20 protein-coding genes are annotated in these 23,967 nt (G+C 73.3%); 8 read left to right on the top strand and 12 right to left on the bottom strand.

Translation table 11 applies throughout. The features are described 5' to 3' along the window. The first annotated feature begins 2 nt into the window (after nucleotides 1–2). The 3 genes from O4J56_RS14560 to O4J56_RS14570 are packed head-to-tail and all read left to right on the top strand — an operon-like array spanning nucleotide 3 to nucleotide 1,873. On the top strand, nucleotides 3–449 hold the full coding sequence (locus O4J56_RS14560; RefSeq protein WP_026124219.1) for a response regulator: 447 nt from the start codon (nucleotides 3–5) through the stop codon (nucleotides 447–449). Nucleotides 450–468: 19 nt separating this feature from the next. Next, a complete protein-coding gene (locus O4J56_RS14565) occupies nucleotides 469–993 on the top strand; it encodes a low molecular weight protein-tyrosine-phosphatase (RefSeq protein ID WP_270686314.1) in 525 nt (174 codons plus the stop codon). A gap of 10 nt (nucleotides 994–1,003) precedes the next feature. Then, the gene (locus O4J56_RS14570; RefSeq protein ID WP_270686315.1) at nucleotides 1,004–1,873 is read left to right on the top strand and encodes a fructosamine kinase family protein; all 870 of its coding nucleotides are present in this window, start codon (nucleotides 1,004–1,006) and stop codon (nucleotides 1,871–1,873) included. Nucleotides 1,874–2,045: 172 nt separating this feature from the next. Here the strand turns inward: O4J56_RS14570 and O4J56_RS14575 are convergent, their stop codons facing one another. Together O4J56_RS14575 and O4J56_RS14580 are read right to left on the bottom strand one after the other, a co-directional pair. Next, entirely contained in the window at nucleotides 2,046–6,551 is a 4,506-nt protein-coding gene (locus tag O4J56_RS14575) for an FtsK/SpoIIIE domain-containing protein (protein ID WP_270686316.1), read from the bottom strand. Nucleotides 6,552–6,686: 135 nt separating this feature from the next. Then, the gene (locus tag O4J56_RS14580) at nucleotides 6,687–6,980 is read right to left on the bottom strand and encodes a WXG100 family type VII secretion target (protein ID WP_270686317.1); all 294 of its coding nucleotides are present in this window, start codon (nucleotides 6,978–6,980) and stop codon (nucleotides 6,687–6,689) included. A 236-nt stretch (nucleotides 6,981–7,216) separates the two neighbouring features. Between O4J56_RS14580 and O4J56_RS14585 the strand changes: the two genes are divergently transcribed. Both O4J56_RS14585 and O4J56_RS14590 read left to right on the top strand, forming a co-directional pair. Next, on the top strand, nucleotides 7,217–7,366 hold the full coding sequence (locus O4J56_RS14585; protein WP_270686318.1) for a hypothetical protein: 150 nt from the start codon (nucleotides 7,217–7,219) through the stop codon (nucleotides 7,364–7,366). A gap of 26 nt (nucleotides 7,367–7,392) precedes the next feature. Beyond that, entirely contained in the window at nucleotides 7,393–7,797 is a 405-nt protein-coding gene (locus O4J56_RS14590; protein WP_270686319.1) for a Uma2 family endonuclease, read from the top strand. Here the strand turns inward: O4J56_RS14590 and O4J56_RS14595 are convergent. From O4J56_RS14595 to O4J56_RS14620, 6 genes are all read right to left on the bottom strand, one after another. Next, nucleotides 7,740–8,909, bottom strand: coding sequence for a M48 family metalloprotease (locus O4J56_RS14595; protein WP_270686320.1), 1,170 nt, complete (start codon nucleotides 8,907–8,909; stop codon nucleotides 7,740–7,742). The genes O4J56_RS14590 and O4J56_RS14595 overlap by 58 nt on opposite strands. Nucleotides 8,910–8,920: 11 nt before the next feature. Further along, nucleotides 8,921–9,553, bottom strand: a complete 633-nt coding sequence (locus O4J56_RS14600) for a phage holin family protein (RefSeq protein WP_270686321.1) — start codon at nucleotides 9,551–9,553, stop codon at nucleotides 8,921–8,923. 115 nt (nucleotides 9,554–9,668) lie between these two features. Next, a complete protein-coding gene (locus O4J56_RS14605) occupies nucleotides 9,669–10,295 on the bottom strand; it encodes a hypothetical protein (RefSeq protein ID WP_270686322.1) in 627 nt (208 codons plus the stop codon). Nucleotides 10,296–10,355: 60 nt separating this feature from the next. Further along, a complete protein-coding gene (locus O4J56_RS14610) occupies nucleotides 10,356–11,021 on the bottom strand; it encodes a hypothetical protein (protein WP_270686323.1) in 666 nt (221 codons plus the stop codon). A gap of 57 nt (nucleotides 11,022–11,078) precedes the next feature. Further along, a complete protein-coding gene (locus O4J56_RS14615) occupies nucleotides 11,079–11,378 on the bottom strand; it encodes a hypothetical protein (RefSeq protein WP_270686324.1) in 300 nt (99 codons plus the stop codon). A 106-nt stretch (nucleotides 11,379–11,484) separates the two neighbouring features. Beyond that, nucleotides 11,485–17,340, bottom strand: coding sequence for a beta strand repeat-containing protein (locus O4J56_RS14620; protein WP_270686325.1), 5,856 nt, complete (start codon nucleotides 17,338–17,340; stop codon nucleotides 11,485–11,487). A gap of 324 nt (nucleotides 17,341–17,664) precedes the next feature. Here O4J56_RS14620 and O4J56_RS14625 point away from each other — a divergent pair, with 324 nt between their 5' ends. Continuing rightward, nucleotides 17,665–19,266, top strand: a complete 1,602-nt coding sequence (locus O4J56_RS14625) for a hypothetical protein (RefSeq protein WP_270686326.1) — start codon at nucleotides 17,665–17,667, stop codon at nucleotides 19,264–19,266. 200 nt (nucleotides 19,267–19,466) lie between these two features. Here the strand turns inward: O4J56_RS14625 and O4J56_RS14630 are convergent, their stop codons facing one another. From O4J56_RS14630 to O4J56_RS14645, 4 genes are all read right to left on the bottom strand, one after another. Beyond that, entirely contained in the window at nucleotides 19,467–20,006 is a 540-nt protein-coding gene (locus O4J56_RS14630; protein WP_270686327.1) for a hypothetical protein, read from the bottom strand. A 79-nt stretch (nucleotides 20,007–20,085) separates the two neighbouring features. Further along, complete coding sequence (locus tag O4J56_RS14635; protein ID WP_270686328.1) at nucleotides 20,086–20,628, bottom strand: sigma-70 family RNA polymerase sigma factor; 543 nt, start codon at nucleotides 20,626–20,628, stop codon at nucleotides 20,086–20,088. Between the two features lie 317 nt (nucleotides 20,629–20,945). After that, nucleotides 20,946–21,497 carry a hypothetical protein gene (locus O4J56_RS14640; RefSeq protein WP_270686329.1) on the bottom strand — a complete coding sequence of 184 codons (552 nt, stop codon included), beginning with the start codon at nucleotides 21,495–21,497 and terminating at the stop codon, nucleotides 20,946–20,948. Next, nucleotides 21,494–21,832, bottom strand: a complete 339-nt coding sequence (locus O4J56_RS14645; protein WP_270686330.1) for an SHOCT domain-containing protein — start codon at nucleotides 21,830–21,832, stop codon at nucleotides 21,494–21,496. The genes O4J56_RS14640 and O4J56_RS14645 overlap by 4 nt, the downstream gene beginning before the upstream one ends. Nucleotides 21,833–21,966: 134 nt before the next feature. Here O4J56_RS14645 and O4J56_RS14650 point away from each other — a divergent pair, with 134 nt between their 5' ends. Together O4J56_RS14650 and O4J56_RS14655 are read left to right on the top strand one after the other, a co-directional pair. Then, nucleotides 21,967–23,229 carry a sensor histidine kinase gene (locus tag O4J56_RS14650; RefSeq protein ID WP_270686331.1) on the top strand — a complete coding sequence of 421 codons (1,263 nt, stop codon included), beginning with the start codon at nucleotides 21,967–21,969 and terminating at the stop codon, nucleotides 23,227–23,229. After that, nucleotides 23,226–23,888: a response regulator gene (locus O4J56_RS14655; RefSeq protein ID WP_270686332.1), complete on the top strand. Its 663-nt coding sequence runs from the start codon at nucleotides 23,226–23,228 to the stop codon at nucleotides 23,886–23,888. Before O4J56_RS14650 ends, O4J56_RS14655 begins: the two co-directional genes overlap by 4 nt. Nucleotides 23,889–23,967: the final 79 nt, after the last annotated feature.

Genomic DNA, 23,967 nt, shown 5'->3' on the forward strand with positions numbered 1-23,967 from the left:
CGATGAGCGAGGTCACTTTGGTGCAACCCATAGAGGTGCTGCTGGTCGAAGACGACCCCGGCGACGTCCTCATGACCAAGGAGGCGTTCGAGGAGCACAAGGTGGGCAACCGCCTGCACGTCGTCTCCGACGGGGTGGAGGCCCTGCGGTTCCTGCGCCGCGAGGGCGAGTACGCCGACGCGCCGCGCCCGCACCTGATCCTGCTCGACCTCAACCTGCCCCGCAAGGACGGCCGCGAGGTGCTGGAGGAGGTCAAGGGCGACGAGTCGCTCGCGCACATCCCGATCGTCGTGCTGACCACCTCCGAGGCCGAGGAGGACATCCTGCGCTCCTACCGGCTGCACGCCAACGCCTACGTCGCCAAACCGGTCGACTTCGAGCAGTTCATCCAAGTGGTCCGGCAGATCGATGACTTCTTCGTCACCGTGGTGCGGCTGCCCAAGGGCTGATCTGCAATACGGTGGTGCCATGAGCTTGCCCGAACCGCGCCGCACCGCCGGGCCCTACCGCATCAGCGTGGTGTGCCTCGGCAACATCTGCCGCTCTCCCATGGCCGAGAAGGTGCTCACCGCCGACCTGGAACGGGCGGGCCTCGCCGACCGGGTCGAGGTGGAGAGCGCGGGCACCGGGAGCTGGCACATCGGATCGGGGATGGACGAGCGCGCCGCGGCCACGCTGCGGGTGCACGGCTACCCCACCGACCACACCGCCCGGCGCTTCGACCCGCGCCGCTTCGAGGAGTTCGACCTGGTGCTGGCCATGGACACCGACAACCTCGACGAGCTGGTCCGCCAGGCGCCGGACGAGCAGGCCCGGGAGCGGCTGGCGCTGTACCGCTCCTTCGCCCCGGGCACCGGGCCGCACCCGGAGGTCCCTGACCCCTACTACGGCGGCGAGGACGGCTTCACCGCCGTTCTGACCATGGTCGAGGCCGCCGCCAAGGGGCTCACCGGCGAGCTGGCGGCGCTGCTCGGCGGCGCCGGCCCGCGGTAGGGGAGGCGGCGTGCTCACCGACCGGGTCCGGGAGCTGACCGGGCGGGAGGCGGTCCGCGCGGTCCCGCTGGGCCGCTCGCACGCCTGGGAGACCTACCGGGCCGAGACCGCCGACGGCGGACGGCTGTTCATCAAGGCCCTGCCCGAGGACGGGACCGCGGGCGCCGACGCCTTCCCCGGGCTGTTCGAGTCCGAGGCGCTGGGGCTGGCGTGGCTGGGGCGCGCCTTCGGATCGCCCGCAGCCGAGGTCCAGGGCTGGGACGCCCGCACCCTGGTGCTGGAGTGGATCGACGAGCGCCCGCCGACGCCGGAGGCGGCCGAGCGCTTCGGCCACCAGCTGGCCTCCATGCACCTGGCCGGGGCCGAGGGCTTCGGCGCCGACCGGGACGGCTACATCGGCCCGCTGCCCCTGGACAACACCCGCGACGCCGCCTGGCCGGAGTTCTACGCGCGGCGCCGCCTGGAGCCGTTCCTGCGCCGCGCCGCCGACCGGGGCGCGCTCACCCCCGCCGACGTGCGGATCGTGGAGAAGGTCGTCGACCAGGTGGAGGACCTGGCCGGGGAGCCGGAGCCGCCCGCCCGGGTGCACGGCGACCTGTGGAGCGGCAACGTCATCTGGCAGGACGACGGCGCCAGCGTGGTCGACCCCTCGGCGCACGGCGGGCACCGCGAGGGCGACCTGGCGATGCTGGCCCTGTTCGGCCTGCCCCACCTGGACCGGGTCCGGGACGCCTACAACGAGGCGGCCCCGCTGGCGGCCGGGTGGCGGGGGCGGATCGCCCTGCACCAGCTCTACCCGCTCCTGGTGCACGTCAGCCTGTTCGGGGCCGCCTACCGGACGACCACCATGGAGGCCGCCCGCGCCGCGCTGCACGGCTGACCCCCGTTGATCTCGGGAGAAACGACGCTACCGGGCCGTTTTTAGGGGCGCATTTCCCGAGATCAACAAGGGGGGGTGGTGCAGGGTCCTGCTGGTGTTGATCTCGGGGAAGTCGGGGTTATCGTGTCCGTTTTAACCCCGACTTCCCCGAGATCAACGAGGGGGTGCCCGGTCAGGACGGGGAGACGCCGTGCGGCAGCGGCACCTTCACCTGGCGGATCTGGCCGTCGCCCAGGTGCAGGTAGGCCGTCCCCGGCGTCAGGCGGGAGCTCGGCACCCCCTTGGGCAGGCGCAGGCCCAGCACCTCGCCGTCGACGGGGGCCTGCGGGGACAGCAGGGCGCCCATCCGGTTCCGCTTCAGGTGCACGTGCCAGGCGCTGAACCCGCCCTGCAGGGCCTCGTTGGTCCCGGCCGCCACGATGGCCCAGCCCTTGCCGACCATGCCGCGGGCGATCCGGGTGAACTCCTTGCCGATGTCGTTGTGCAGCAGCAGCTCCGCGTCGTCGACCATCACCACCGCCGTCTCGCCCTCGAACCGGCCCAGCGCCTTGTGCAGGTCGCCCAGCTTGGGGTCGGCCATGTCCAGGACCGCGGGCACCCCCGGGTGGCCGCGCAGCGCGCCCAGCGCCGACGCGCGCGGGGTCACCAGCAGCAGCTCGGTGCCGCCGATCAGGAGCGACTGGGCCATGGACAGCAGCAGCGACGACCGCCCCGACTTGGGCGGGCCGCTGATCAGGAACGTCGGCGTCTCGGCCAGGTCGGCGCCGAGCGCGGTGAGCTCGTTGCCGCCCACGCCCACCAGGCCCCACAGCGGGCGCGGCGGGTGCGTCAGGTAGCGCTCGGTCTCGGCGAAGGTGAGCTGGTCGGGCAGCACGTCCACGCGCATCGGCGCCGGTGAGGTCTCCGGCGGGGTGCGGCGCGTGGTGAAGGCGGCGATGTTGGCGAGCTCCTGGGCCTGCGCACCGCCCTGCGGGTCGTCGCACAGCAGCGCGAACTGCAGCTCGGTGCCCTCCCCGCCGACGTAAGCGCGGCCGTCCGGGATCGCCTCGGGCAGGTCGCGGGCGCTGAGCCCGACCGAGCTGTAGTCGCCGCGGTCGTTGCAGCGCAGCACCAGCCGGTGCTCGGTGGTGGAGGCGTACTTGTTGCGGGCCAGCGACTTGTCGCCGGTGACGATGACGTGGATGCCCACCCCGGCGCCGTCGCGCATCAGGGTGACCGCGTCCTCCAGCAGCGCCCCGTAGTTGTACTCGCCGAAGGCCTGCTCGAAGGCCTCCCACCGGTCGATGAACAGCACGATGTGCGCGGGCTTCTCGCGCCCGCCGAGCTTGGTGCGCAGCTCGTGCAGGTTGGCGCAGCCCTCGGCGGCCAGCCGCTTCTGGCGCTCCTCCAGCTCCCGGCCGAGCAGCCCCAGCAGCCGCACCACGCGCTCCTGCTGGGTGCGCCCGGCCACCGATCCGCAGTGCGGCAGGCCCTCCATCGGCAGCAGCGCGCCGTTGCCGCAGTCGATGCCGTACATGTGCACGTCGCCGGGGTGGTGGCACAGCGCCAGCGCCCCGGCGATGGTGCGCAACGCCTGGGAGCGGCCGCTGCGCCCCGAGCCGATGACGTGCAGGTGGCCCATGTTCTCCAGGTCGAGCGCGAAGGCCCGCTGCGCCTGCTCGGCGGGCAGGTCCATCAGCGCCACCGGAACCGGCTGCACGCGCCCGGCCTCGGGCTGCGGCAGCGGCGCGCTCCGGTTCAGCTCGGCCAGGGACAGCCGCTCGGGGAGCGCCTGCAGCCACGGGCTGGGCTGGCGCTCGGCGCCGATCTGCTCGGCGGCCTGCCGGACGGCGCCGACCAGCACCGTCAGGTCGGTGACCTCCACGTCGCCCTTGTCGGCCTGCTGCGGCCCGGCGGCCGGCGGCGGCAGCGCCAGGTCGGTCCAGCGCACCGGGTAGGCGGCGGGGGCGGGGGCGTCGGTGGAGGCGACCACGCGCCGCCCGCCGACCCGCCCGGACTGGAACGGCAGCAGCGAGGCGGCGCCGAGCCGGGCGTAGGCGCGGCCGGGGGTGTCGATGCCGATCTGGGCGGACTCGGCGGCGTCGATGACGTCCCGGCTCTCCCCGGCGTCGGTCATCCGCAGCGCGATGCGCAGGTTGGTGTTGGCGCGGATGTCGGAGGTGACCACGCCGGCCGGGCGCTGGGTGGCCAGCACCATGTGGATGCCCAGCGAGCGGCCCCGCTGGGCGATGTTGACCAGGCCCTTGACGAAGTCGGGCAGCTCCCGCGCCAGGGAGGCGAACTCGTCGATGACGATCATCAGCCGCGGCATCTGCGGCAGCGAGGGGTCCCGGTCCAGGTACTCCAGGTAGTCCTCGATGTCCTTGGCCCCGGCCTGGGCCAGGATGTGCTCGCGCCGGTGCAGCTCGGCGCCGAGCGAGACCAGCGCCCGGCCCACCAGGTGGGTGTCCAGGTCGGTGACCATGCCCACGGTGTGCGGCAGGTCCACGCAGTCCTTGAACGCGCTGCCGCCCTTGTAGTCGACCAGCACGAACGACATCGACTCGGGCCGGTTCACCGCCGCCAGCGACGCCACCAGGGTCTGCAGCAGCTCCGACTTGCCCGAGCCGGTGGTGCCGGCGATCAGCGCGTGCGGGCCGTCCCGGCGCACGTCCACCGAGAACGGGCCGTCCAGCCCGGCGCCCAGGGTGGCGATGGTGCTGCGGCCGTTGCTCGCCCAGTGCGCGGCGATCGCCTCCCCGTTGGGCGGCTCCAGGCCGATCACGTCCAGCAGGCGGGCGCTGCGCGGCAGGGCGGCGCCGTCGTCGGAGACGCTGGAGTCGCGCAGCGGCGCCAGGGCCCGGCCCAGCCGCTCGGCCCACTCGGCCGATGGGCCGTCGGGGCGGATGTCCTCCACGTCGTCGAAGGTGGTGCGGCGCAGCTCCAGTCCGTCCGGGGTGAGGCTGACCACCGCCTGGCACTCCTCGGGCAGCATCCGCTCGTCGGTCTCCAGGCACAGCACGTGGATGCCCAGGGAGGGGCCCTCGCGGAGCAGCTGCACCACCCCGGGCAGGGAGCGCAGCCGCCGGGCGCCGTCCAGCACCACCACGATCTGGGCGGCGTCGTCCATCGCGCCGCGGGGGGCGCCGCGGCGCGCCTCCAGCTCGGCCAGCAGCTCGGAGATGCGGCGGGCGCAGGTCTCGGCGTCCATTCCGGTGCGGGCGTAGGAGTTGGGGATCTCGCTGCGCAGGTGCGGCAGGAAGCGCGTCCAGGCCCAGCGCTCGTGGTCCTGGCGCAGCGACAGCAGGTAGAGCTGCAGCTCGGCGGGGCTGTGCAGGGCGGCGAGCTGGGCCACCAGCCACCGCTCCAGGGCGTCGAACCGCTCGCCCCGCCCGGCGCAGCCCACCACGCCGTTGTCCCGGACCGAGACGGTGGCGGGCACGTCGTGCAGGTTCCAGGTGATGTCCTGGCGGTGCGCGTCCCGGGTGGGGTCGTTCAGCACCACCTGGGAGGGGACGGTGCCGGTGCCCACCCGCAGCAGGGTGAAGTCCTCGTCGACCGGGCGCCGCTCCCACAGCCGCGCCCGGGGGCCGGTGGCCAGCAGCAGCACCGCGGCGGGGTCGGGGGCGGTGTCGCGCAGCCGGCGCTGCTCGGTGATGAGGGCCTCGTGCGCGTCGTTCTTGATGCGCTCGGTCTTCTCGTGGAACTCCTTCATCTCCCGGTCGTACTTGGCCTTGCCGGTGCGCCGCTGCAACAGCTGCATGAACACCACACTGATCGGCGAGATGAGGCCGATGGCCAGGTACTGGGGCCGCCCCATGACCAGCGCGCCGCCCACCGCCAGCACCAGCGGCATCATGATCATGACGGCGAGCTGGGCCAGCGGGCGGTCCGGCGGCTCGGGCGGGGCGGGCAGCCGGAACTTGGTCTTGTTGGGCGCCGGGTGCAGCCGGGGCGGGCGGCTGTAGTCGATGGCGGCGCCGTCGTCGGAGCCGTTGACGGCGGCGTCGGGGCGCGTGTTGGGCCAGGCCTCGAACAGGGTGTCGCCGAGGAGGAGCTGGTGCCCGGGGGGCCAGGCGGCGTCGGGCGCCACGTCGTCGCCCTCCAGGTTGGCGCGGTCGCCGCCGCCGGTCCGCAGCACGGTGACGCTCGCGTCGGGGGCGACGCGCACGCGGGCCCAGACGCCGTCGGTGTCCACCGGCACGTCGGAGGGGGCGCCGTCACCGGGCAGGCCGACGGTGTAGTCGCCCGGGTCGACGCGGAAGACCAGGCCCGCCCGCTCGCCGGAGACCACGCGGATCTCCACCACGCCGGGCGGCTCCTCGACGGCGGGGCCGGGGCCGCCGACGGTGACCACCGCGCCGTCGTGCAGGCCCGCCTCGGAGAGGGTGAGTCCGGGCTCGATGCGCTGGGCGCCCAGGTACAGGTCGACGCCGCGGCCGGGGGCGCGCGGCTCCACGCGCACCAGCGGGTCGAGCGACTCGGCGAGCTGGGCCACGCTGGCGCCGCCGTCGGCGTCGACGAGCACGTCGACGCGCGGCGCGGCCGTCGCCCGGGGGCCCACGTGGGCCTGGTGGCCCTGCGGCCCGTACCGCCCCTGCGGCCCCTGGGGGGCGTGCGGGGGGTGCTGGGCGTGTGGGCCGCCGGCGTCGGGCTCGCGGCGGGCGATGTGCGGCGTGGTGGTCAGCAGGAGGCGCACGGGTGTAAGTGCTTCCGGTCGGTTGACTGCGGTGCGGGGCGGCGCGCCCGCGCGGGGGCCGCGGCGCGCGCCGGGCGGGGCGCAGGCCCAGGGGGAGGTGGGCCGGCCCCGCCCGCCTGGGTCCGGCTTTCGAGGTTAACCCAGGCCCTCGCCCAGCTTCTGGTCGGTGTCGGAGAAGGTGTCGCCGACCTGCTTGACGTACTTCGAGATGCCCTCCAGGCCGTCGTTGACCTGCTCGAAGCCGGAGTGGAACTCCTCGAAGAAGGGCTGGAACTTCTGCTGGGCGGCCGGGGTGGAGTAGCCGTCCGAGATGAGGCCCTCGACCTTGTTCTTGATGTCGGCGAGGCGCTCCTGGAAGTCGGCGAAGTCGGCCGCCAGAGAGCCGGAGGTCTCCTCGGTGCGGTCGGAGTCGACTTCGAACTTGGGCATGGTGATGGTCCTTCCGGTTTCCGGTTGGGGGCGGGTGTCCGGCTTCCCGTACCGGACCGCCCGATGGACAGTACGGGCCGACCACACGAGAGGTTCAGCCCCGCCCGAAGCTGGGACGCGGAGTCGGCGGGGAGGGTTCCCGGACACCGGCCCGCGTCGGGCGGTGGCTTTATGCTGGAACTCCCAGCGGACGGAGTCGGGCACGGCTACGGTGGCACTTCTGGAGGTGGCGCGGGATGTCGGTCGCTGTGGTCGGTGCGGAGCACCAGTGGGACGTCCTCCTGCGCGCCTGGCGAGAGGTGGATCTGCCCGGGGAAGGCTGGCGGGCGGAGATCGATGAGCAGAGGATCGCCCTGATGCCGCCCCCGGTGAACCGCACAATCTGATCGCGAGCAGGATCCACCGCACACTGGTGAGCCGCATCCCGATCGAGTGGGAGATCTTCCAGACGATGGGGGTGCAGGTCCCGCACGTGGAGAAGCTGTACGTGCCCGACCTCTGCGTCATCCCCTCCGATGTCTTCCCGACCGCCAAACCTCCCGTGGAGGGGGCGGAGGCGCTGCTCGTCGTGGAGATCACCTCCCCGTCCAACGTCGAGCACGACCGGAAGAAGAAGCGCTGGGCCTACGCGCACGCTCCCGTGCCCCTGTACCTGCTGGTCGACGCGTACGACGTGTCGGGGCCCTCGGTGACCCTCTTCTCGAATCCGAACAACGGCGACTACGGGACGATCACCAAGGGGCATTTCGGGACACGGGTTCACCTGCCCGAGCCGTTCGGCTTCGACATCGACACGGGGGTGTTCCCGGAGGTGTGAGGCGGGCCGTTCAGGGAGCGGCCGAGCCTTTCGAGGCGTGCCGTCCTGCGCCGCAGCGGAGGGTGGCTGTCCATGAGCGGGAGCAGGATGAACCACCCGAGTACCCGTTCCAGGGTGCTCTGGGGCGGCGGGTCGACGGGGACGATGCCCTGTCCCTTGACGCCGGCCACCTTGCGCAGGTCCCGCTGGGGGATGGACTCCATCTCCCCGGTCAGTTCGCTGAGGGCCGACACGAGGGCGGACGGGGCGCCGGTGGTGCGGGCGGCCGCCGCGTCGGCGGCCAGCTCGCGGTGCCGGGTGAGGGCCGCGGTGGCGTAGAACCCCGGGAGGGCGAGGACGATGCCGACGGCGGTGACCACCGGGATGGCCGCGCCCACGACCGGGACCAGGGCCACGAACAGCCCCCGGGCCACGGCGACCAGGGCGATCACGACGGCGGCCACGGGGCGGGGGAGTGTCGCGGCGGGGGCGTTCTCCAAGAACTCCTCCACCTGCTGCCGCCCCGCCCCGAAGGGGAGCCAGCGCCGCCCGCACCGGTGGGCGAGGCGGCACAGCGGCGCGTCGACGGTGAGCAGCCGCTGCGTCAGCAGGAGCGGGAGGTAGGCCGTCCAGTGGGACATCGAGCCCGCGTAGTCGAGGAGGCGCTGGTCCCGGTGCGCGATGTGCGCGTACTCGTGGGCGAGGACCGCCTCCAGCTCCGCGTTTGCGAGCCGTTCCCGCAGCCCTGAGCTGAGGAAGACGGTGGGGCCGTCCCCGGACGGCGGATGCGTCAGCGTGAACGCGTGCGGCGCCGGCGACTCGAAGGACCGGAACGTGGGTTTGGCGAGCCCGGTGAGGGCCGCCAGGCGGTCGGCGACGGCGTGCAGGCGCGGGTCGTCCTCCTCCCCGACGGGCTCCGGCCGCCGTTCGGCGAGCTGGGCGCCGAGGACCTCGCGGTGGAAGTAGTCGGACCCCAGGAGCATGAGCGCGACCGGGACGATCCCCGACCACCACGGCAGCCCGATCGCGGCCGCGGCCCAGCAGGCGAGTCCGGTGTAGAACGCGACGACGGCGACGACCGCGGCACCGGCCCTGACGAGCGGCCCGAGCGCGGAGGGGGCGCGCCTGCGCACCGGGACCCCCTTCACGCCGCCGGGCGGCCCGGCGCGGGACGCTGCTCGCGCCGCGTGTCCCGCCACTTCTCGTTCACCGCGTTCTCCGGGAAGGGGATCCTGACCGCGTTGGGGTTCATCCCGCTCTCCAGCGCGGCCTTGATGATGGCGTCGCCCTCGGTCGTGCTGATGGTGACGTACTTGCCGTCGTTGGCGACGATCTCCAGGCCGGGCCCGCTCTCATTGAGCAGCCGGAGCCGGGTCAGCCGGAACAGGTCCTTCCTGGTGAACTCCGCCTTGCCGATGTAGGCGATACCGCCGAGCGGGATGCGGACGGTCGCGTTGAAGCCGTTGGTGACGTTGAACCGCCTCTTGGGCCTTTCCAGATGGACGGTGACCGAGGAGGCCCTGTATCCGAGGAACCCGAGGACGAGGGCCGCGACGGCGCCGAATCCGGCCGCCCAGGCGAAGGAGACCCAGCTCTCCCAGCCGTCGGCGAGCCCTCCGGCGACGAACCCCACAGCGAACAGGCCGACGGCGGCGAGCACCCACTTGTTGATCTGGGCCCGGCGGTGGAAGTGGTGCCACGTGGGGTTGTCCGCCTCGATCCGGGCCTTGATCTCCTTGTAGCTCTTCTGCTGCGAGCCGGGCTGGGCGCCGCTCATCGGTGCCTTTCCTCCCAAAGCGCGTCGTTCCGGTCGGAGCACACTGTAGTGGCCCGTGATCACGCGGTGAGACGGAGGCGGGGGCGGTGCGTCCCGCCCCCGGCAGGAGCCGTCGTCACGGGGATCCGCCGCCGGTGCCTTCGGGCTCGGGGAACCTCGACGGCCGGTTCCAGGAGTGCTCGGGGGAGGCGGGGTCGACGCCCCGCTTGCGCAGGAACCTGTCGACGCGGCGGTCCTCGTCCTTGAGGAAGCGGAGTTCGTCGAGAACGCGGCCGTAGTACCTGACACGGATGAGCTGAACCCTCGTGTACATCCTGATCAGGTCGGATCTCGCCTGTTTCACCCGGTCGGGCATCGAGGCGACCTTTTCCCGCCTCTTGGCGAACCGCGGTTCACGGCCGGAGAGGTAGCCGATGCCGTGGGCATGGTCCATCTTCTCCAGGAGCCGCCACTGGATGCCGAAGATCTCGGTGAGGTCGCGATTGGCCTGGGCGACGATGTCGGCTCGGCGGCGGAGCTTGAGGGACTTCGGGTCGAGCAGGGAGAGTCCGCCGAACGATGCGACGGCGAGGAGGATCACGCTGACGACGATGATCCACATTTTGACCTGGAGTTCGCCGTCGTCGTCCGTCTCCACCATCCAAGCCGGGAACTTCTCCGGGAAGGCCGAAAGGAGCCAGAAGGCGCAGATGAGGAGGATGACGATCAACGGCAGCTGGTTGAGCAGCGCCCTCCGGGACATGCGTTCATCATCCTTCGCGGAGCCGGGGAAGGGAGGTGCGGACCGAACACTACCGGGCGGTCACCCGGTGTTCTGCGGGAGGCGCTTCCAGAACCAGGCGGTCCCCGTGATCGCGTCGAAGAGCTGCAGGATCTCGTCCTGGAGCTCCACGTTCGGACTGGAGCAGCTCACCACCACCCGCTTGTCCAGCCCGGGAACGCGGAACGCCGTGTGCATGAGCACCGCCCGGAACGCCTCCCCTGTGGCCTGGTCGAGCTTGTAGTCGGCCACCCCGTACATCCGCCCGCACAGGTCCGCGCCTGACTCGGGCAGCTCCACGACCGTCTTGCGCAGCCAGGTGCCCTCGTCCGCCGTAGAGCTCGGCGGGTGGATGTAGTCGAGGAGCTTGATCGGGTCCAGCTCGTGCCCCGGCGGCTCGCGGAAGGACATCACGCACACGGTCGCCATGAAGAAGCCGTCCTCGTACCGCTCCAGCGTCCCCGCCGCCGAGAGCAGCCCGGACGACCGGGAGTCCTGCGCGATCGTCGCCATGGTGGAGAAGACCTCGTTCAGTCTCGACATCTGCTCCGCGTCGGCGTCGGCCCCTGCGGCCTGGAGCAGCTGACCTCGCAGTTCGGCGATTCCGTCCGCGGACAGGTCGTACTGGGTCCAGGTGTCGGGGATCCCGATGTCGAAGCCGATCTCGGCCTCGGGAGGGATCAGCGAGTCTTCGAATGCGTAGGCCACGGGTGCTCCTCAGCGGCGGCGGGCGGGGTTCGGCGGGCGGCGGGGGCGGGGGCCGGGTCAGCCCTCCTCCTCGCCCTCCAGGCTCTTGCCGAGCTCGTCGTCGGCCTCCTTGAAGGAGTCCAGCACCTGGTCGAGCCCTTCGCTCAGGTCCTTGATGTTCTTCGACATGCGGTCGAACATCGCCTTGCTCTCGCCGATGTAGTCGCTTGCCGCGCCGTCGATGGAGCCCGGTCCGATGTCGCTGGCCATGTTCTCGGCGTCCTCGTACGAGGAGTCGTCGAAGGTGTCCTTGATGTCGGACAGCCGGTTGCTGATCCGCTGGAGGGTCGTCCCGTCGACGACGACCTTCTTGGCCATGGGGAATCACCGTCCGTTCTGGAAGTTCGCAGGGGGAGGGGTCGCGGGGGGTGGAGGGGCCGCCCGGGAGCGGCCGACTCGACAGCCGGCCGCTCCCGGGTCGGCGCTACTCGTCCCTGGGACCGGTGACGACTCGGTCGTCCTCGGTGGTGACGGCTCCCGCTTCGCCGTTCACCGTAATGGTCCTCTCGCCCTCCTCGACCGCCTCGGCGTCCGACTCGATCCCCGACCCGACCGGGTCCGTGAGGCCGAACTGCTCCTGGAAGGCCTGGGAGAGGTTGTTCCGCATCTGCTGGTGCGCGAGCTCGTTGAACTGCCCCGCGAACGTCTGGCCGGCCGTGCTCTCGGGCAGGTAGCCGGAGTTCGCGTAGGCGCCTTCGGCGAAGCCGCGGACGCCTCCCGTGGCGATCTGGGCCACCCCGGTGTAGACGTTGTCCGCGGTGAACTCGTACTCGTCGCTGATGCCCGCCCAGATGAGCTTGGCCAGCAGGTCGGCGCCGACGTTGGCACCGGCCTTGAGGGCCTCGAGGCGGGCGTTGGAGAGGAATTCCCGGATGTCGCTCAGCGAAGCGTTCCGCGGGTCGGCGGTCGCCGTTCCCTGCTGCAGGTTGCCGTCCGGGGTCAGGGTGACCGGCTCCTCGCCGTCGGGCCGGTTGTTCAGAGTGGTGGCCTGCCCGTTGGGGTCGATACCGATACGCCAGCTCTCGGCCACGTTGGCCTCGGTCGTGTAGTTGGGCTTGAAGTCGAGTGCCGTCATGGCGTTGTCGGGGGAGATGTCGACGTCCGTCGACTGCACCCCGTCCCCGCTGCGGTGTTCGTCGCGGATCTGAACCGACCCGTCGGAATCCTGCGTGACCCTGGTCTCGTTGCCGGGCCCGTTCTGGGTCGTCGTGGTCGGCATCCCCTCGGCGTCCACGGTCACGTGGTCGTTGCCGCTGCGCACGTCGATCCTGCCGTCGGGGCGGACATCGATGGTGACGCGGTCCCCGGTCGAGGGGTCGCGGTAGGTGACCGTGGTGTCGTCGAGGGCTCCCGGGCGGATGGACAGCCCGTCGCCGAGGTCGAGGCGCCGACCGTTCTCGGTGAGGGGGAAGTCCGTCAGCGGGTTGCCGTCTGGGCCGGTCGGGGCCTGGTTCGGTTCCTGCGTCAGTACCGGCGTGTCGCCGTTGGAGACGGTGATGGTTCCGTCGGGCGAGCGCTCGACCCGGGGCCCAGACCCGTCACCGGAGGGTTCGATCGTCAGGGTGGCCCGATCCTGCACGTACTCGCCCGGAGCGTTCACGTCGGCCTCGGGCGACCGGTCCACCCGCAGGTTGTCGCCCTCCACCGTGACGCGGCCGCTGTCCTGGCGCGTCACCTGCGGGGCGTTCTCGCTCGGACGGACCGTCACCTCCGTGGAGCCGGGGGTGCCGTCGGGCGCGTCGGGGCTCTGGCTGTGCGTGGCGCTGAACCCGTCGTGGGCCACCTCGGTCGTCCTCGACTCGGTGTCCCGGGTCATCGTCGGGGCGTCGACTTCGACCCGGCCGCCGTCGGTCCTCGGCCCCGAGTAGGTCTGCTCCACTGTGGACACGGTCCCCTCGCGGGTCAGGCTCGACCGTGTCGGACCGCCGTCGGCGCCGTCGGCCGGGCGCTGGCTGACCGGCCCGTTCCCGTTGAAGCTGTGCTCGTAGCCGTTGTGGTCGACGTTGACCAGCCCGTCGCCGTCGCCCCCGTGGGTGATGGTGCTCTCGCCCAGCAGCGCGTTCTCGTTCTCGATGCGGGTGGTGGACCCGTCGGCGGTGACCTGGTTGTGGTTCCCGCTGGACTCGAACGACCCCGGGCGCACCTGCGTGGTGTCCCCGTTCGGGCCGTTGACCTGGGCGTGCCCGTCGGCGTGCAGGTCAAGCGAGGTCGGCCCGTCGGGGCGCACCTCCACGACCGACGGCCGCCCCTGGTCGTCGTAGCGCACCGTGTGCGGGGACGCCTCGTCGGGCTGCTGGACGCGGGTCGGACCGTCCCGGTCGATCGTGATGGACGGGCCGTCGTCCACGACCGGGCGCCCCTGCGTCCCAGGCGCCTCCGTCTCCGAACCCGGGCGGGCCCCGTCCGACGGGGACGCGTCGTGCACGGTCTGGGAGGTGGCCTGCACGCCGTCCGGGGTCGCCTCGAACCGGAAGCCGTTGTCCCGGTCCTGCACGGTGACCCCGTCGGCGTCGGTGTGGGCGGTGAGGCCGCCCGCGCTCTGGTCGACGCCGCCGTCCGGCCGGACGGTGGTCGAAGTGGTCGGGGTCTGCGCGCTCACCGTGCCGTCGCGGTCGCCGGAGACCGTGGCCGTGCCGTCGGTGAGCGTCGCACCGCCGTCGCCCGGGACGGTGACGGTCGTTCCGTCCGACCCGGTCAGCGTGGTGTTCTGGCCGGGGCCGACCTCGACTCGGCCCGGGCCGCCGTCGTCGTGCACCGAGGTGCCGTCCGGCAGGTGCGCGGTGCCCTGCCCGTCGGAGTGCTCGGCCACCGGCCGCCCGTCCGGGGCGGCCACGTCGTGCGTGGCGGCGTGCCCGTCCGGGGAGACGGTGCTGATGTAGTGGTCGTCGCTGGCGTGCCGCCCGTTGTCGTTCTGGCCGACCTGCAGCCCGTCGGGCGTGCTCGCGCTGGTCGTCCCGTCCGGTGTTGCCTGGGCCTGGAAGCCGCCCGAGTCCATGGTGAGCGACCCGTCCGCCCCGTGCGTGACCGTGAGCGTCTCGCCGGACCCGTTCGGCGGCGCGGTCAGCGACACCCCGCCGTCCGTCGGCCGCAGGATCCAGCCGTCCGGGGACATGGCGCCGTCACCGGGGCGCACGACCGTGCCGTCGGAGGCGGTGAACACCGGGGAGCCGTCCGGCCCGGCCCCCAGCGGCGGCGGTGCCGGGTGCGTCTCCGGTGTCGGGTACCCGCTGGAGTCGTAGTGCAGGGCCCCGCCCTGCCCGTCGGGAACGCTGACCGACCCGTCGGGGTGCACCGTCCGCTGGGGCGTGCCGTCCGCGCCGTACTCGTGGGTGCCGCCCTGCCCGTCCGGAACGCTCAGCGTCCCGTCCGGGTTCAGCGTGAAGTCGGGGTGGGACACGGTCCCGTCGGGCGAGGCCGTGGTGGCGCCCGCGGTGACGCTGCCGTCCGGGTTGCCGGTGGCGGAGCTGGTGTTCACCGCCTGGTGGTTCGCGTCGTACTGGGTGTTGGTGTAGGTGGTGCCGCCGTCCCCGGACGGGTCGATCCGGGTGCCCGCGGCCACGCCGTTGCCCTGCGGCCCGTCGGGCGTCGTGTGGATCTGGAGGTCGGTGGTGTGACCGGGCAGGGACGAGTCCTGCTGGACGCGCACGCCGCCGTCGTTCACCGAGGCGGAGCCGTTCTCGTTGGAGACGGTCAGGCCGCCGCTGTCGGCGTTGTAGTTGTGCGACGTGCCGTTGGGCGACTGGACGCGGTGGCCGCCCTGGCCGACGGAGGCGGTGGTCCCGCCCGGGGTCTGAACGGAGGTCGCGTGCGCGGCGCCCGCCGCGCCGAGGGCCGCGGTGGCCCCGCCGCCCGCCTGCAGGACGGTGGTCTGGTCGGCGTCGCCGGTGACGGTGACGGGGGAGTCGGCGTCGGCGGGGACCTCGACCCGGGGGCCGTTGGGCCCGGACAGGTCGGTGCCGCCGCCGGGCCGGGGGGTGGCCGAGACCGGGCCGGCCTCCCCGTCGACGGCCACCGAGCCGTCCGAGGCGTCCACGCGGGGCGCGGTGCTGCCGTCGGCGCCGGTCACCGTGGCCTGGCCGTCGGAGTCGACGTGGACCGAGCCGCCGCCGTCCTGGGTGACCGTGTAGCCGTCGCCCCCCGCGTCCACGGTGGTCGGGGGCCCGTCGCCGCCGGTGAGGACCGCCTGGCCCTGCTGGGACAGGTCGGCGCTGAAGGGCGACCCCGCCGTGGTGCCGTCGTCCAGGGCGGCCGGGGTGTGGTCGTAGGAGGCGCCGGGCGCGTTCGGGTCGGAGGTGTCCATCGTGAACGAGCCCTGGCCGCCCTCGGTGGTGATGCCCGTGTCGGAGACCGTGGTGGAGGTGGCGTCCACGGGGGCGTCCAGGCCGCGCCCGTCCACCCCGGGGGTGCCCTGGTTCTCGGTGTGCACGGTGGTGGTGCCCGACCCGCTGTCGGTGGAGACCTGGTAGCCGCTGCCGTGGCTGTCGGTGACCGTGCGGTCGGTGCCCAGGACGCCGCCGTCGGAGTCGAAGTGCGTGGACACCTGGGAGCCGTCCGGCAGGTCCGTCGTGGCGCTCTGGTCGGCGCCCTCGCGTGCGGGGGAGTCGGGGAAGCCCGGCTCGGAGGTGTTCTGGGTGCCGCCGTCGCCGGCCGGGTCCGGGGCGGGGGTGCCGTCCGGGGTGGGCGCGTCGTTCGCGGACACGTCGGCGGGGGAGGAGTCCCCGGCCGAAGTGTCGATCGGGGACACGTCCGCCGTCCCGCCGGTGTCCGTGCCTCCCCCGGTGGTGGAGAAGTCTCCGCCCGATGTGGAGAGGTCCCCGCCGGTGGTGGAGAAGTCCCCGCCGGTGGTGGAGAAGTCCCCGCCCGATGTGGAGAAGTCCCCGCTCGGCGTGGAGAGGTCGCCGCCGGTGGTCGAGAAGTCCCCGCCCGACGTGGAGTCCGGGACCGTGGAACCCGAGGACGAGACGTCGGAGGTCGGGGCCGACGACCCCCCGGAGGAGTCGCCCGACCCGCCGCTGATGCTGGTCGTCGTCCCGTCCCCGGTGCTGACAGATCCCCCGTCGCCGGAGAAGTCGCTGGTCACCCCGCCGAAGTCGCCGGAGGTGGAGGGGGTGCCGGTCAGGTCGCCGCCGCCGACCGCCGCGCTGAACGCGTTGTGGTCGTGCCCGGCCTGCACGGCCCCGCCGGGCGCACCGCTGATGGTGCTGAAGGCGACGCTGTCCCACTTGATGTTGTCGAACGCGCCGTTGCCGCTGTCGATGTTGCCCGCGGCCTGCAGCATCACGTCGGAGGCGCCGCTGAAGGCGGCGTCGCGCCCGGCGCTGATGCCCACGTCGAGGGTCAGGCTCAGCTTGGGGCTGTTGCGGAACGTGCCCGCCGAGATGGCCGACGCCGTGTTGCCCAGGCGGTTGGTGACGGTGCTCAGGCCCGTGCGGTTGAGCGCGCTGTTCGTCATCCCGGAGATGGCGTTGCGGACGGTCCCCATCCGCGTGGTCACCGCCATGGAGGCGCCCTTGAGGGCGTTGCCGAACTTGCCCGCCGAGGCGAGGGCGCGCACGCCCGGGATGACGGAGAGCAGGTCCAGCCCGAGGGTGAGGAAGGTCTCCAGGTTGAAGCCGAGCTTGCCGCGGTTGTACAGGCTGGTGACGCTCACCAGCAGCGCGGCCAGGCCGATGATGATGCCGACGACCGGGACGAAGATGGCGACGATGCCGAGGATGACCATCGCCACCGCGTAGATGATCGGGTTCTCCTCGATCCACTGGACGATGCCGTTCCAGCCGTCCAGGAACTTGTCCCAGCCGTCCCGGGTGGCGTCGTTCAGCTTGTCCTTGGCGTCGTCCGCCGCGTCGTTCATCGTGGAGAGGACGCCGCTGAGGCGGTCGGCGTAGACCTCCTTCTTGTCGTCCTCCCACTCCTCCTCGTCCTTGGCGTTCGCCTTGGCGGTCTGGGCGTCGGTGATGATCTCCCAGCTCTGCTCGCGGGCGGTCTCCAGGGCGTTGCCCCAGATCCGGAAGGCGTCCTCGGCCTTGCTGTAGGAGTCCTCGGCGTCGTCCAGCAGGTCCGGCAGGCGGCCGATCAGCTCCTTGAGGGCGTCCATGGCGTCGCCCTCGCCGAGTTCGTCGTTCTTCAGGCTCCGAACGTCGCTCGCGGCGACCCGGCAGGAGCTGGCGAGCTTGCTGAAATGCTCCTTGAGGTCGTCGGGGTCGGTGGTCGTCCAGGGGACGGGGTCGCTTCCATGCCCCAGGATGTGCCATTCAGCCTCGCGCTCGGACCTGCTCACGTCGCCTGGCTCTCCTTCTCCTGGTCGGTCGGGGCGGCCGCCGGGTCGGCCGCGCTCCGTCCCTACGGGCGGGGGGTTCACTGCGCATGTACGGACGCGCGCCGTGCCGGGTTCACCCGCTTTCGGGCGGGATCCGCGTCCGCGCAGCGGTTTTCGACGCGTGCGGCGCCGGGTGCGTTCCGTGCGCGCCGGGTGGGGTTTCCGTCACCGCGGCCCCGCCGCCCGAGTGAACCCCCGGCGCCGGGTTTCCGTACCCTGTCCTGGACCCCCAACCCGCCCCCATCGGGGCGGTGACCAGGAATCCGGGCAATTCGGGAGCGGCGAGTGAGCGGGACGCGGACGGCACTTCAGGCGGGAATCGGCGCCACCGCGCTGGTCGGCGCCGTGCTCGCGGGGCTCGCCGTGCCGGTCGCCGCCGCCCCGCCCGCGCTGGCCGACCCACAGCCGTCGACGAGCGCCGAGGCGCCGCCGCCCGAGGAGACCCCCGAACCCGAGCCGGAGGAGACCCCCGAGCCGGAGCCCGAGCCCGAACCGGTGCAGCAGCCGCAGCCGGTCCAGCCCGACTACAGCATGTGCCGGGAGGTCAAGTACTACACCGTCCCGCCCGACGAGACCCGGGGCCTGTTCGGGCTGGCCGAGGACCTGCTCGGAGATGAGCGGCGCAGCTCCGACATCGAACAGCTCAACTCCGGCCGCACCCAGCCCGACGGGTGGGCGCTGGACGACAGCGGCTCCATCCGCCCCGGCTGGCACCTGGTCCTGCCCTACGACGCCGATGGCCAGGGCGTGCAGACCGGCACCGACCCGCTGTGCATCATCGCCGCCGACCAGGCCGCAGCCCAGGGCGGGCCGCCGCCCTCGCCGCCCGTGCCGCCGTCGGCGGCCCCCATCCCCGCCGAGTCCCCCTCGCCGTCCGCCTCCCCGTCGGAGGGCGCCGCCGACCAGCCCAAGGGCCTGCGCGACCGGATGGGCGACCTGGACCCGATGATGCTCGCCGGCGGCCTGGGCGTCCTGATCGTGCTGACGGTCGTCGCGCTGTTCTGGAAGCCCATCTTCACCGCCGTGGCGTGGCCGTTCCGCAAGATCGCCGCGCTGCCGTGGCGCAGACCGCGCCCGCCCCGGTTCGTGCGCACCCGCCGCCGTCGCCGCCTGCGCGACGAGGTGACCGACCGGATCGAGGCCGACCGCGGCTCCTCGCGCCGCGCCGGGCTGGCCCTGGTGGAGCTGGTGAACGCCCCCGCCGAGGTGCCCGCCCGCCCGGTGGCCATCCTCACCGCGGGGGAGAGCGTCAAGGCCGTCGTCCCGGCCAACGCGACCCCGCCGGTGTCGTCGTGGACGGTGCTGGACGCGACCACCTGGCAGTACGTGAAGAGCAAGTCGGCCACCCAGGCCGTCAAGTTCAACACGATGACCCAGACCGCCACCGGCCTCTCCTCGACCCTGGGCACCCTGGTGGGGCTGGGCCTGACCCCCGACGAGGACGGCGGCGAGCAGGTGTTCGTCGACTTCACCTGGCTGGACGGGCTGCTCGCGATCGCCGGGCACCGCCTGGTGGCCGAGGACGCGCTCGACGTGGTCGCCGACGGCCTGCGCCAGCGCGGGCTGCGGGTCTCCGAGGTGGAGGACGGGCAGCGGCTGCGCGACGTCCTGCCGCCCGCCGACCGGACCGTGCCGGACACCCCGGGGACCGGCGGCGACCCGATCACCGGCCCACGCGACCCCGACCGCCGCCACGCCGTGCTGGTCTACCGCCCGCTCGACCCCGACGAGGAGGAGGCCGTGCGCACCCTGCCGTCGAACACGCTGGTGGTGGCCCTGGGCTCCTCGCGCGCCGCGCGCTGGCAGTGGACCGCCGGGGAGGACGGCTACCTGGACACCGGGGCGATCGGCCTGCGCGTGGCGCTGCGCCACCCGGCGGCGACCTAGGAACCCGCGCGGACGGGCGGGTGCGCTCGTCGTTGATCTCGGGGAACCCGGGGTTGAACCGGACACGATAAGCCCGACTTCCCCGAGATCAACACCAGTGCGCCCCGCACCGCCGCCCCCTCGTTGATCTCGGGGGAAACGACGCTTCCGGGCCGCCTTTAGGGGCGCTTTTCCCGAGATCAACGGCGCAGGGGCGGCGTTCAGCGGCGGCGGGCGGGGCGGGAGGAGCCCGTGCGCAGCCCGTCGCGGATCATCAGGACGCAGCCGAAGGCGCTGAGCCCGGCGACGACGATCAGGGCGGTGCCGATGAGCAGCGCGCCGAACGGCGCGCCCCAGCCGCCCCCGCCCTCGACCTGGGCGACGTCCTTGTCGTCGTTGACCCACGCGCTGGGGTTCTTCGGGACCAGGCGGGCGTCCTCGTAGACGGCGCCCGCCTCGCAGTCACCGGGCACGGCCGCGTGGACGCCCTTGTAGACCTCCCCGTCGTCGGCGGTGAAGGTGCCCTTGCACGGCCCGTCCGGCGCCTCGGCGCCGGGCTTGTGGGGCTTGCGGACGCCGACCTCCCCATCGAGCTCCAACACTCCGGGGATGCCGGTGGAGGTGCCCCGGAAGTGCTCCCAGAAGTGCTGCGCCCCGGCCGGGAGGGCGGGCAGGAGTACGCCCAGCACCACCAGCGAGCCGAGGAGGATCACGAACGTTCCGCCCAGTGAGGGGTCCTTCGGTCGACGCTTCCGTGCCATGGGCGCGACTCTAACGGGACGGGGGGGCGACCGCACCCTCTGGGTTTTCGGCGCCGCGCGGGCGGTCGGGGGAGGGCGGTCAGCAGGCCGCCGCGAGCTCCTGGTCGGCGCGCAGGGTGCGCAGGGCGTAGTGGCAGCGGGACTTCACCGTGCCCACCGGCACGCCCAGCTCGTGCGCCGCGGCCTTCATCTCCTTGTCCTGCAGGTAGACCAGCTCGACGGCCCGCCGGTGCTTGGCGGCCAGCCGCTGGACCGGGCGGCGCAGGGCCATCCGCTCGACGACGCGGTCGCTCTCGTCCTCGGTGACCGCGGCCTCCTCCACCGGTCCGCGGTCCGCGCCGTAGGACACCTCGTCGGGGCGGGCGCGGCGGGCCCGGTCGGCGTCGATGGCCACCCGGCGCGCGACCGTGCGCAGCCACGGGCCGAGCTCGTCGGCCCCGCCGGCGAGCCGGGGCAGGAACCGCCAGGCGCGCAGCATGACCTCTTGGGCGAGGTCCTCGGCGCCGTGGCGGCCGACGTCGGTGCGGGCCATCAGGAAGACGACGAGGTCGCCGAAATGCGTCGTGTACATCTCGATGAACCTCGCCGGGTCCGCTTCGGAGGCGTCGCGGAGTGCGGTCATGGCGGGGAGGCTCCACAATGCGTGAGGGAGGGCCGGGCGGGCGCCGGCGGCCGTGATCCGATACAGCGACCCTAGACATCCCCGGCGCCGGAACCGCACGCCGCCGCGTGTGCGTTGTGCATCGAAAGGGGCGCGGGATGGAAACGGGGCTTGTGGGGCCAATGGTCCTGAGCTGCGCAAAGCACGCGTACGCGAAGGTCACCCGGCGCAGTCTCACCATCGCCGGGTGACCGACATCACACGCACGGCGACCGGATTCGGCCGCCCTCTCCGCCGAATCGCGGTCCTGTCACGCACTGAGCTGGTTGAATCCTGAATCATCCGTGGCCGGCCCGAGGAACCGCGCGCCCGCGGCCCGGGACGCGGAGGCGCCCGAACGGCTTCACCGTCGACAGCAGTACCGTCGCCAGCAGCACGGTGAACGACACCGACAGCGCCCCGATCGCCTGCGTCGTCCCGGCCCCGCCCGCCGCACCGGGGTCGGCGGCCAGCTCGCGGACCATCGGCCCGATGCTCAGGTTGGAGCCGGCCACCAGGATCAGCGTCAGCACCAGCTTGGCCGCCACCCACGTGTGCCGGAACAGCCCCCACGGCGTCCCCAGGGCCAGCAGCAGACCCGTGCCCGCCGCCGTCAGGCTCAGCGGCAGCACCAGCATCCCCGACAGCAGCCCGGCCGCGCCCAGCGCCTCGGTGCGCACCCCCGGATCGGCGGCGGCCGCGACCGCCAGCGCGAGCATGCTCCCGTGCACGCCGAGCCAGCCCACGGAGGTGACCACGTGCAGGCTGAGCGCCGTCTTGCGCCATCCCTGCGGCAGCCGCCGGGCGCGCGCGGCGCCCGACGGCCGAAGGGTGGCCGCCTGGGCGGTCACGTCCGCCCCTTCTTGGCGTCCTGGCCCGGGTTCCAGTTCAGGGCGCTCGCGCGCTCCATGAACTCCTCGACGGTGATGTCGCCCTTGGCGAACCGCTCGGCCAGCACCCGGCGGGCGGCGGTCTCGGGCGGCTCGGGGGCGGCGCCGGCCCACGGCGGGCGGTGGCCCTTGGCACGCATCAGCAGGAATACGGCGAAGGCGGTCAGCAGCAGAAGCAGGAGGAACATGGCGACTCCAATGAACGGGACGAACGGCGGCGGCGACCCCGCCCAGGGCGGACCGTGGGGCGGGCCGTGTGCCGCCGCGGCGGCCGAGGCGAATGCGATCGTGTTCATGGCCCCACGCTCTCCCGGCGCGCGCGTCGCGGTCGTCGCCCCGGGCGCGTCTTCGCGTCTACGCAGCCGGGACGACGCGCTCTACGCACGGCGGCCGATGACCGCCCCGGCCCACGCGGGCTAACGTCACCGATGTGACGCCCTTCCTCGAACGCCTCCGCGCCGCCTTCGGCCCCGGGGCCGGCCGCAAGCTCGCCCTCGACGTCCCCCTGGGGCTGCTGCTGGCGATCGCCGGGACCATGGCGCTGGCCGCCAAGGCCGCTGGGCCCCCGTGGGAGCGTGGGCCCGGGAACGGGCCGCCCGGCCCGCCGGACGGCTTCGGCCCCGGCGCGGGGCCGCCGCCGTGGGCCGATATCGACCTGCCCGTCCTGCCGCTGGTGTGCGTGGCCGCCGTCGCCGTCTGCGTCGCACTGCGCAGGATCTGGCCCCGCTCGGCCTTCGTCGCCTCTGCTGCGGCCTGCACGGTCTTCGTCGGCGCGGCCGGGTTCCACGGCCCGATCCTCGCCGGGATGCTGCTCACCCTGTACACCATGGCCTCGCGCATGGCCCCGCGCGAGTGGCTGCCCTGGACCGCCGCCGGGCTCCCGCTGCTGCTCACCGTGCGCTTCGATCAGTCCTACCTGGGGCTGCTGGAGGCCGACACCTACCTGCTGTTCATCCCCTACACCGCGATGATGGTGGCGGCCGCCGCGCTGGGCGCGACCGTCCGGGGCCGCAGGGAGGGCCGCCGCCGCGAGCACGACCAGGCGCTGCGCCGCTCGGCCTACGAGGAGCGGCTGCGCATCGCGCGCGAGGTGCACGACGTCGTCGGGCACAGCCTGTCGGTGATCAACATGCAGGCCGGGGTCGCCATGCACGTGCTGGACAAGCGGCCCGACCGGGCCCGCGAGTCCCTGGACGCGATCCGCCGCACCAGCAAGGACGCCCTGGAGGAGCTGCGCGGGACCCTGGCGGTGTTCCGCGAGGGCGCCGCCGGCACGGCCGGGGACCGCGCCCCGCTGCCCGGCCTCGACCGGGTCGGCGACCTCGCCGCCGGGATGGCGTCGGCGGGTGTCTCCGTGGAGGTGCACACTGAGGGGGAGCAGGCGGTGCCCCCGGCCGCGGTGGACCACGCCGCCTACAGGATCGTGCAGGAGGCGCTGACGAACGTGGCACGGCACGCCCCGGGGGCGTCCGCGTCGGTGCGCATCGCCTACGAACGCGGGGAGGTCGCGGTGGAGATCGAGGACGACGGGCCGCGCATCGCGGGGCCGGGCCCTGCGGAGGGCAGCGGCATCGCCGGGATGCGCGAGCGCGCGCGGGCCGTCGGCGGCAACCTGCACGCCGGCCCCCGCCCGGACGGCGGGTTCGCCGTCCGCGCCCGGCTTCCCCTGGGCGCGCCGCGGAGCGGCCGGTGAGCGGCACGGTGCGGGTGGCGTTGGCCGACGACCAGGCGCTGGTGCGCATGGGGCTGCGCGTGCTCATCGAGGAGGAGGACGGCCTGGAGGTGGCCGGGGAGGCCGCCGACGGCCGGGAGGCGGTCGAGCTCGCCCGCAGGGAGCACCCCGATGTGCTGCTGATGGACGTGCGCATGCCCGATGTGGACGGCATCCGGGCGCTGAAGGAGATCGCCGCCGACCCGGAGCTGTCCGGTACCCGCGTGGTGGTGCTGACCACCTTCGAACTGGACGAGTACGTCTTCGAGGCGCTGCGCTCCGGGGCCGCCGGGTTCCTCATCAAGGACAGCCCGCCCGAGGACCTGCTGCGCGCGATCCGGCTGGCCTCCGAGGGCGAGTCGCTGCTGTCGCCCTCGGTCACCCGCCGGGTCATCTCCGCCTTCGCCTCCAGCTCCCCCTCGGGGGAGGGGCCCCGCCCCGACCTGAGCGGCCTGACCGAGCGGGAGCGGGAGGTCCTGGCCCTGGTGGGGGAGGGGCTGAGCAACGGCGAGATCGCCGAGCGGCTGTTCGTCAGCCCCGCCACCGCCCGCACCCACGTCAGCCGCGCCATGGTCAAGCTGCACGCGCGCGACCGCGCCCAGCTCGTGGTGATCGCCTACCGCTCGGGGCTGGTGCGCTGACCCGCCCCCTCGGCGATGGTCCCGACGAGAGCGCCGTCGAATCCGCCGCAACGGCGGCACGACCGTCGAGACCATCGCG

Origin of the sequence: Nocardiopsis endophytica (assembly GCF_027706725.1) — a bacterium.
In the GTDB taxonomy this organism is placed as follows: Bacteria; Actinomycetota; Actinomycetes; order Streptosporangiales; family Streptosporangiaceae; genus Nocardiopsis_A; species Nocardiopsis_A endophytica.

What these genes read in the sequence shown, in the direction of transcription:
- O4J56_RS14580 (WP_270686317.1), bottom strand. Translation starts at nt 6,980, where the DNA reads ATGCCCAAGTTCGAAGTCGACTCCGACCGCACCGAGGAGACCTCCGGC.
- O4J56_RS14565 (WP_270686314.1), top strand. Translation starts at nt 469, where the DNA reads ATGAGCTTGCCCGAACCGCGCCGCACCGCCGGGCCCTACCGCATCAGC.
- O4J56_RS14605 (WP_270686322.1), bottom strand. Translation starts at nt 10,295, where the DNA reads ATGTCCCGGAGGGCGCTGCTCAACCAGCTGCCGTTGATCGTCATCCTC.
- O4J56_RS14600 (WP_270686321.1), bottom strand. Translation starts at nt 9,553, where the DNA reads ATGAGCGGCGCCCAGCCCGGCTCGCAGCAGAAGAGCTACAAGGAGATC.
- O4J56_RS14560 (WP_026124219.1), top strand. Translation starts at nt 3, where the DNA reads ATGAGCGAGGTCACTTTGGTGCAACCCATAGAGGTGCTGCTGGTCGAA.
- O4J56_RS14645 (WP_270686330.1), bottom strand. Translation starts at nt 21,832, where the DNA reads ATGAACACGATCGCATTCGCCTCGGCCGCCGCGGCGGCACACGGCCCG.
- O4J56_RS14615 (WP_270686324.1), bottom strand. Translation starts at nt 11,378, where the DNA reads ATGGCCAAGAAGGTCGTCGTCGACGGGACGACCCTCCAGCGGATCAGC.
- O4J56_RS14635 (WP_270686328.1), bottom strand. Translation starts at nt 20,628, where the DNA reads ATGACCGCACTCCGCGACGCCTCCGAAGCGGACCCGGCGAGGTTCATC.
- O4J56_RS14630 (WP_270686327.1), bottom strand. Translation starts at nt 20,006, where the DNA reads ATGGCACGGAAGCGTCGACCGAAGGACCCCTCACTGGGCGGAACGTTC.
- O4J56_RS14585 (WP_270686318.1), top strand. Translation starts at nt 7,217, where the DNA reads ATGTCGGTCGCTGTGGTCGGTGCGGAGCACCAGTGGGACGTCCTCCTG.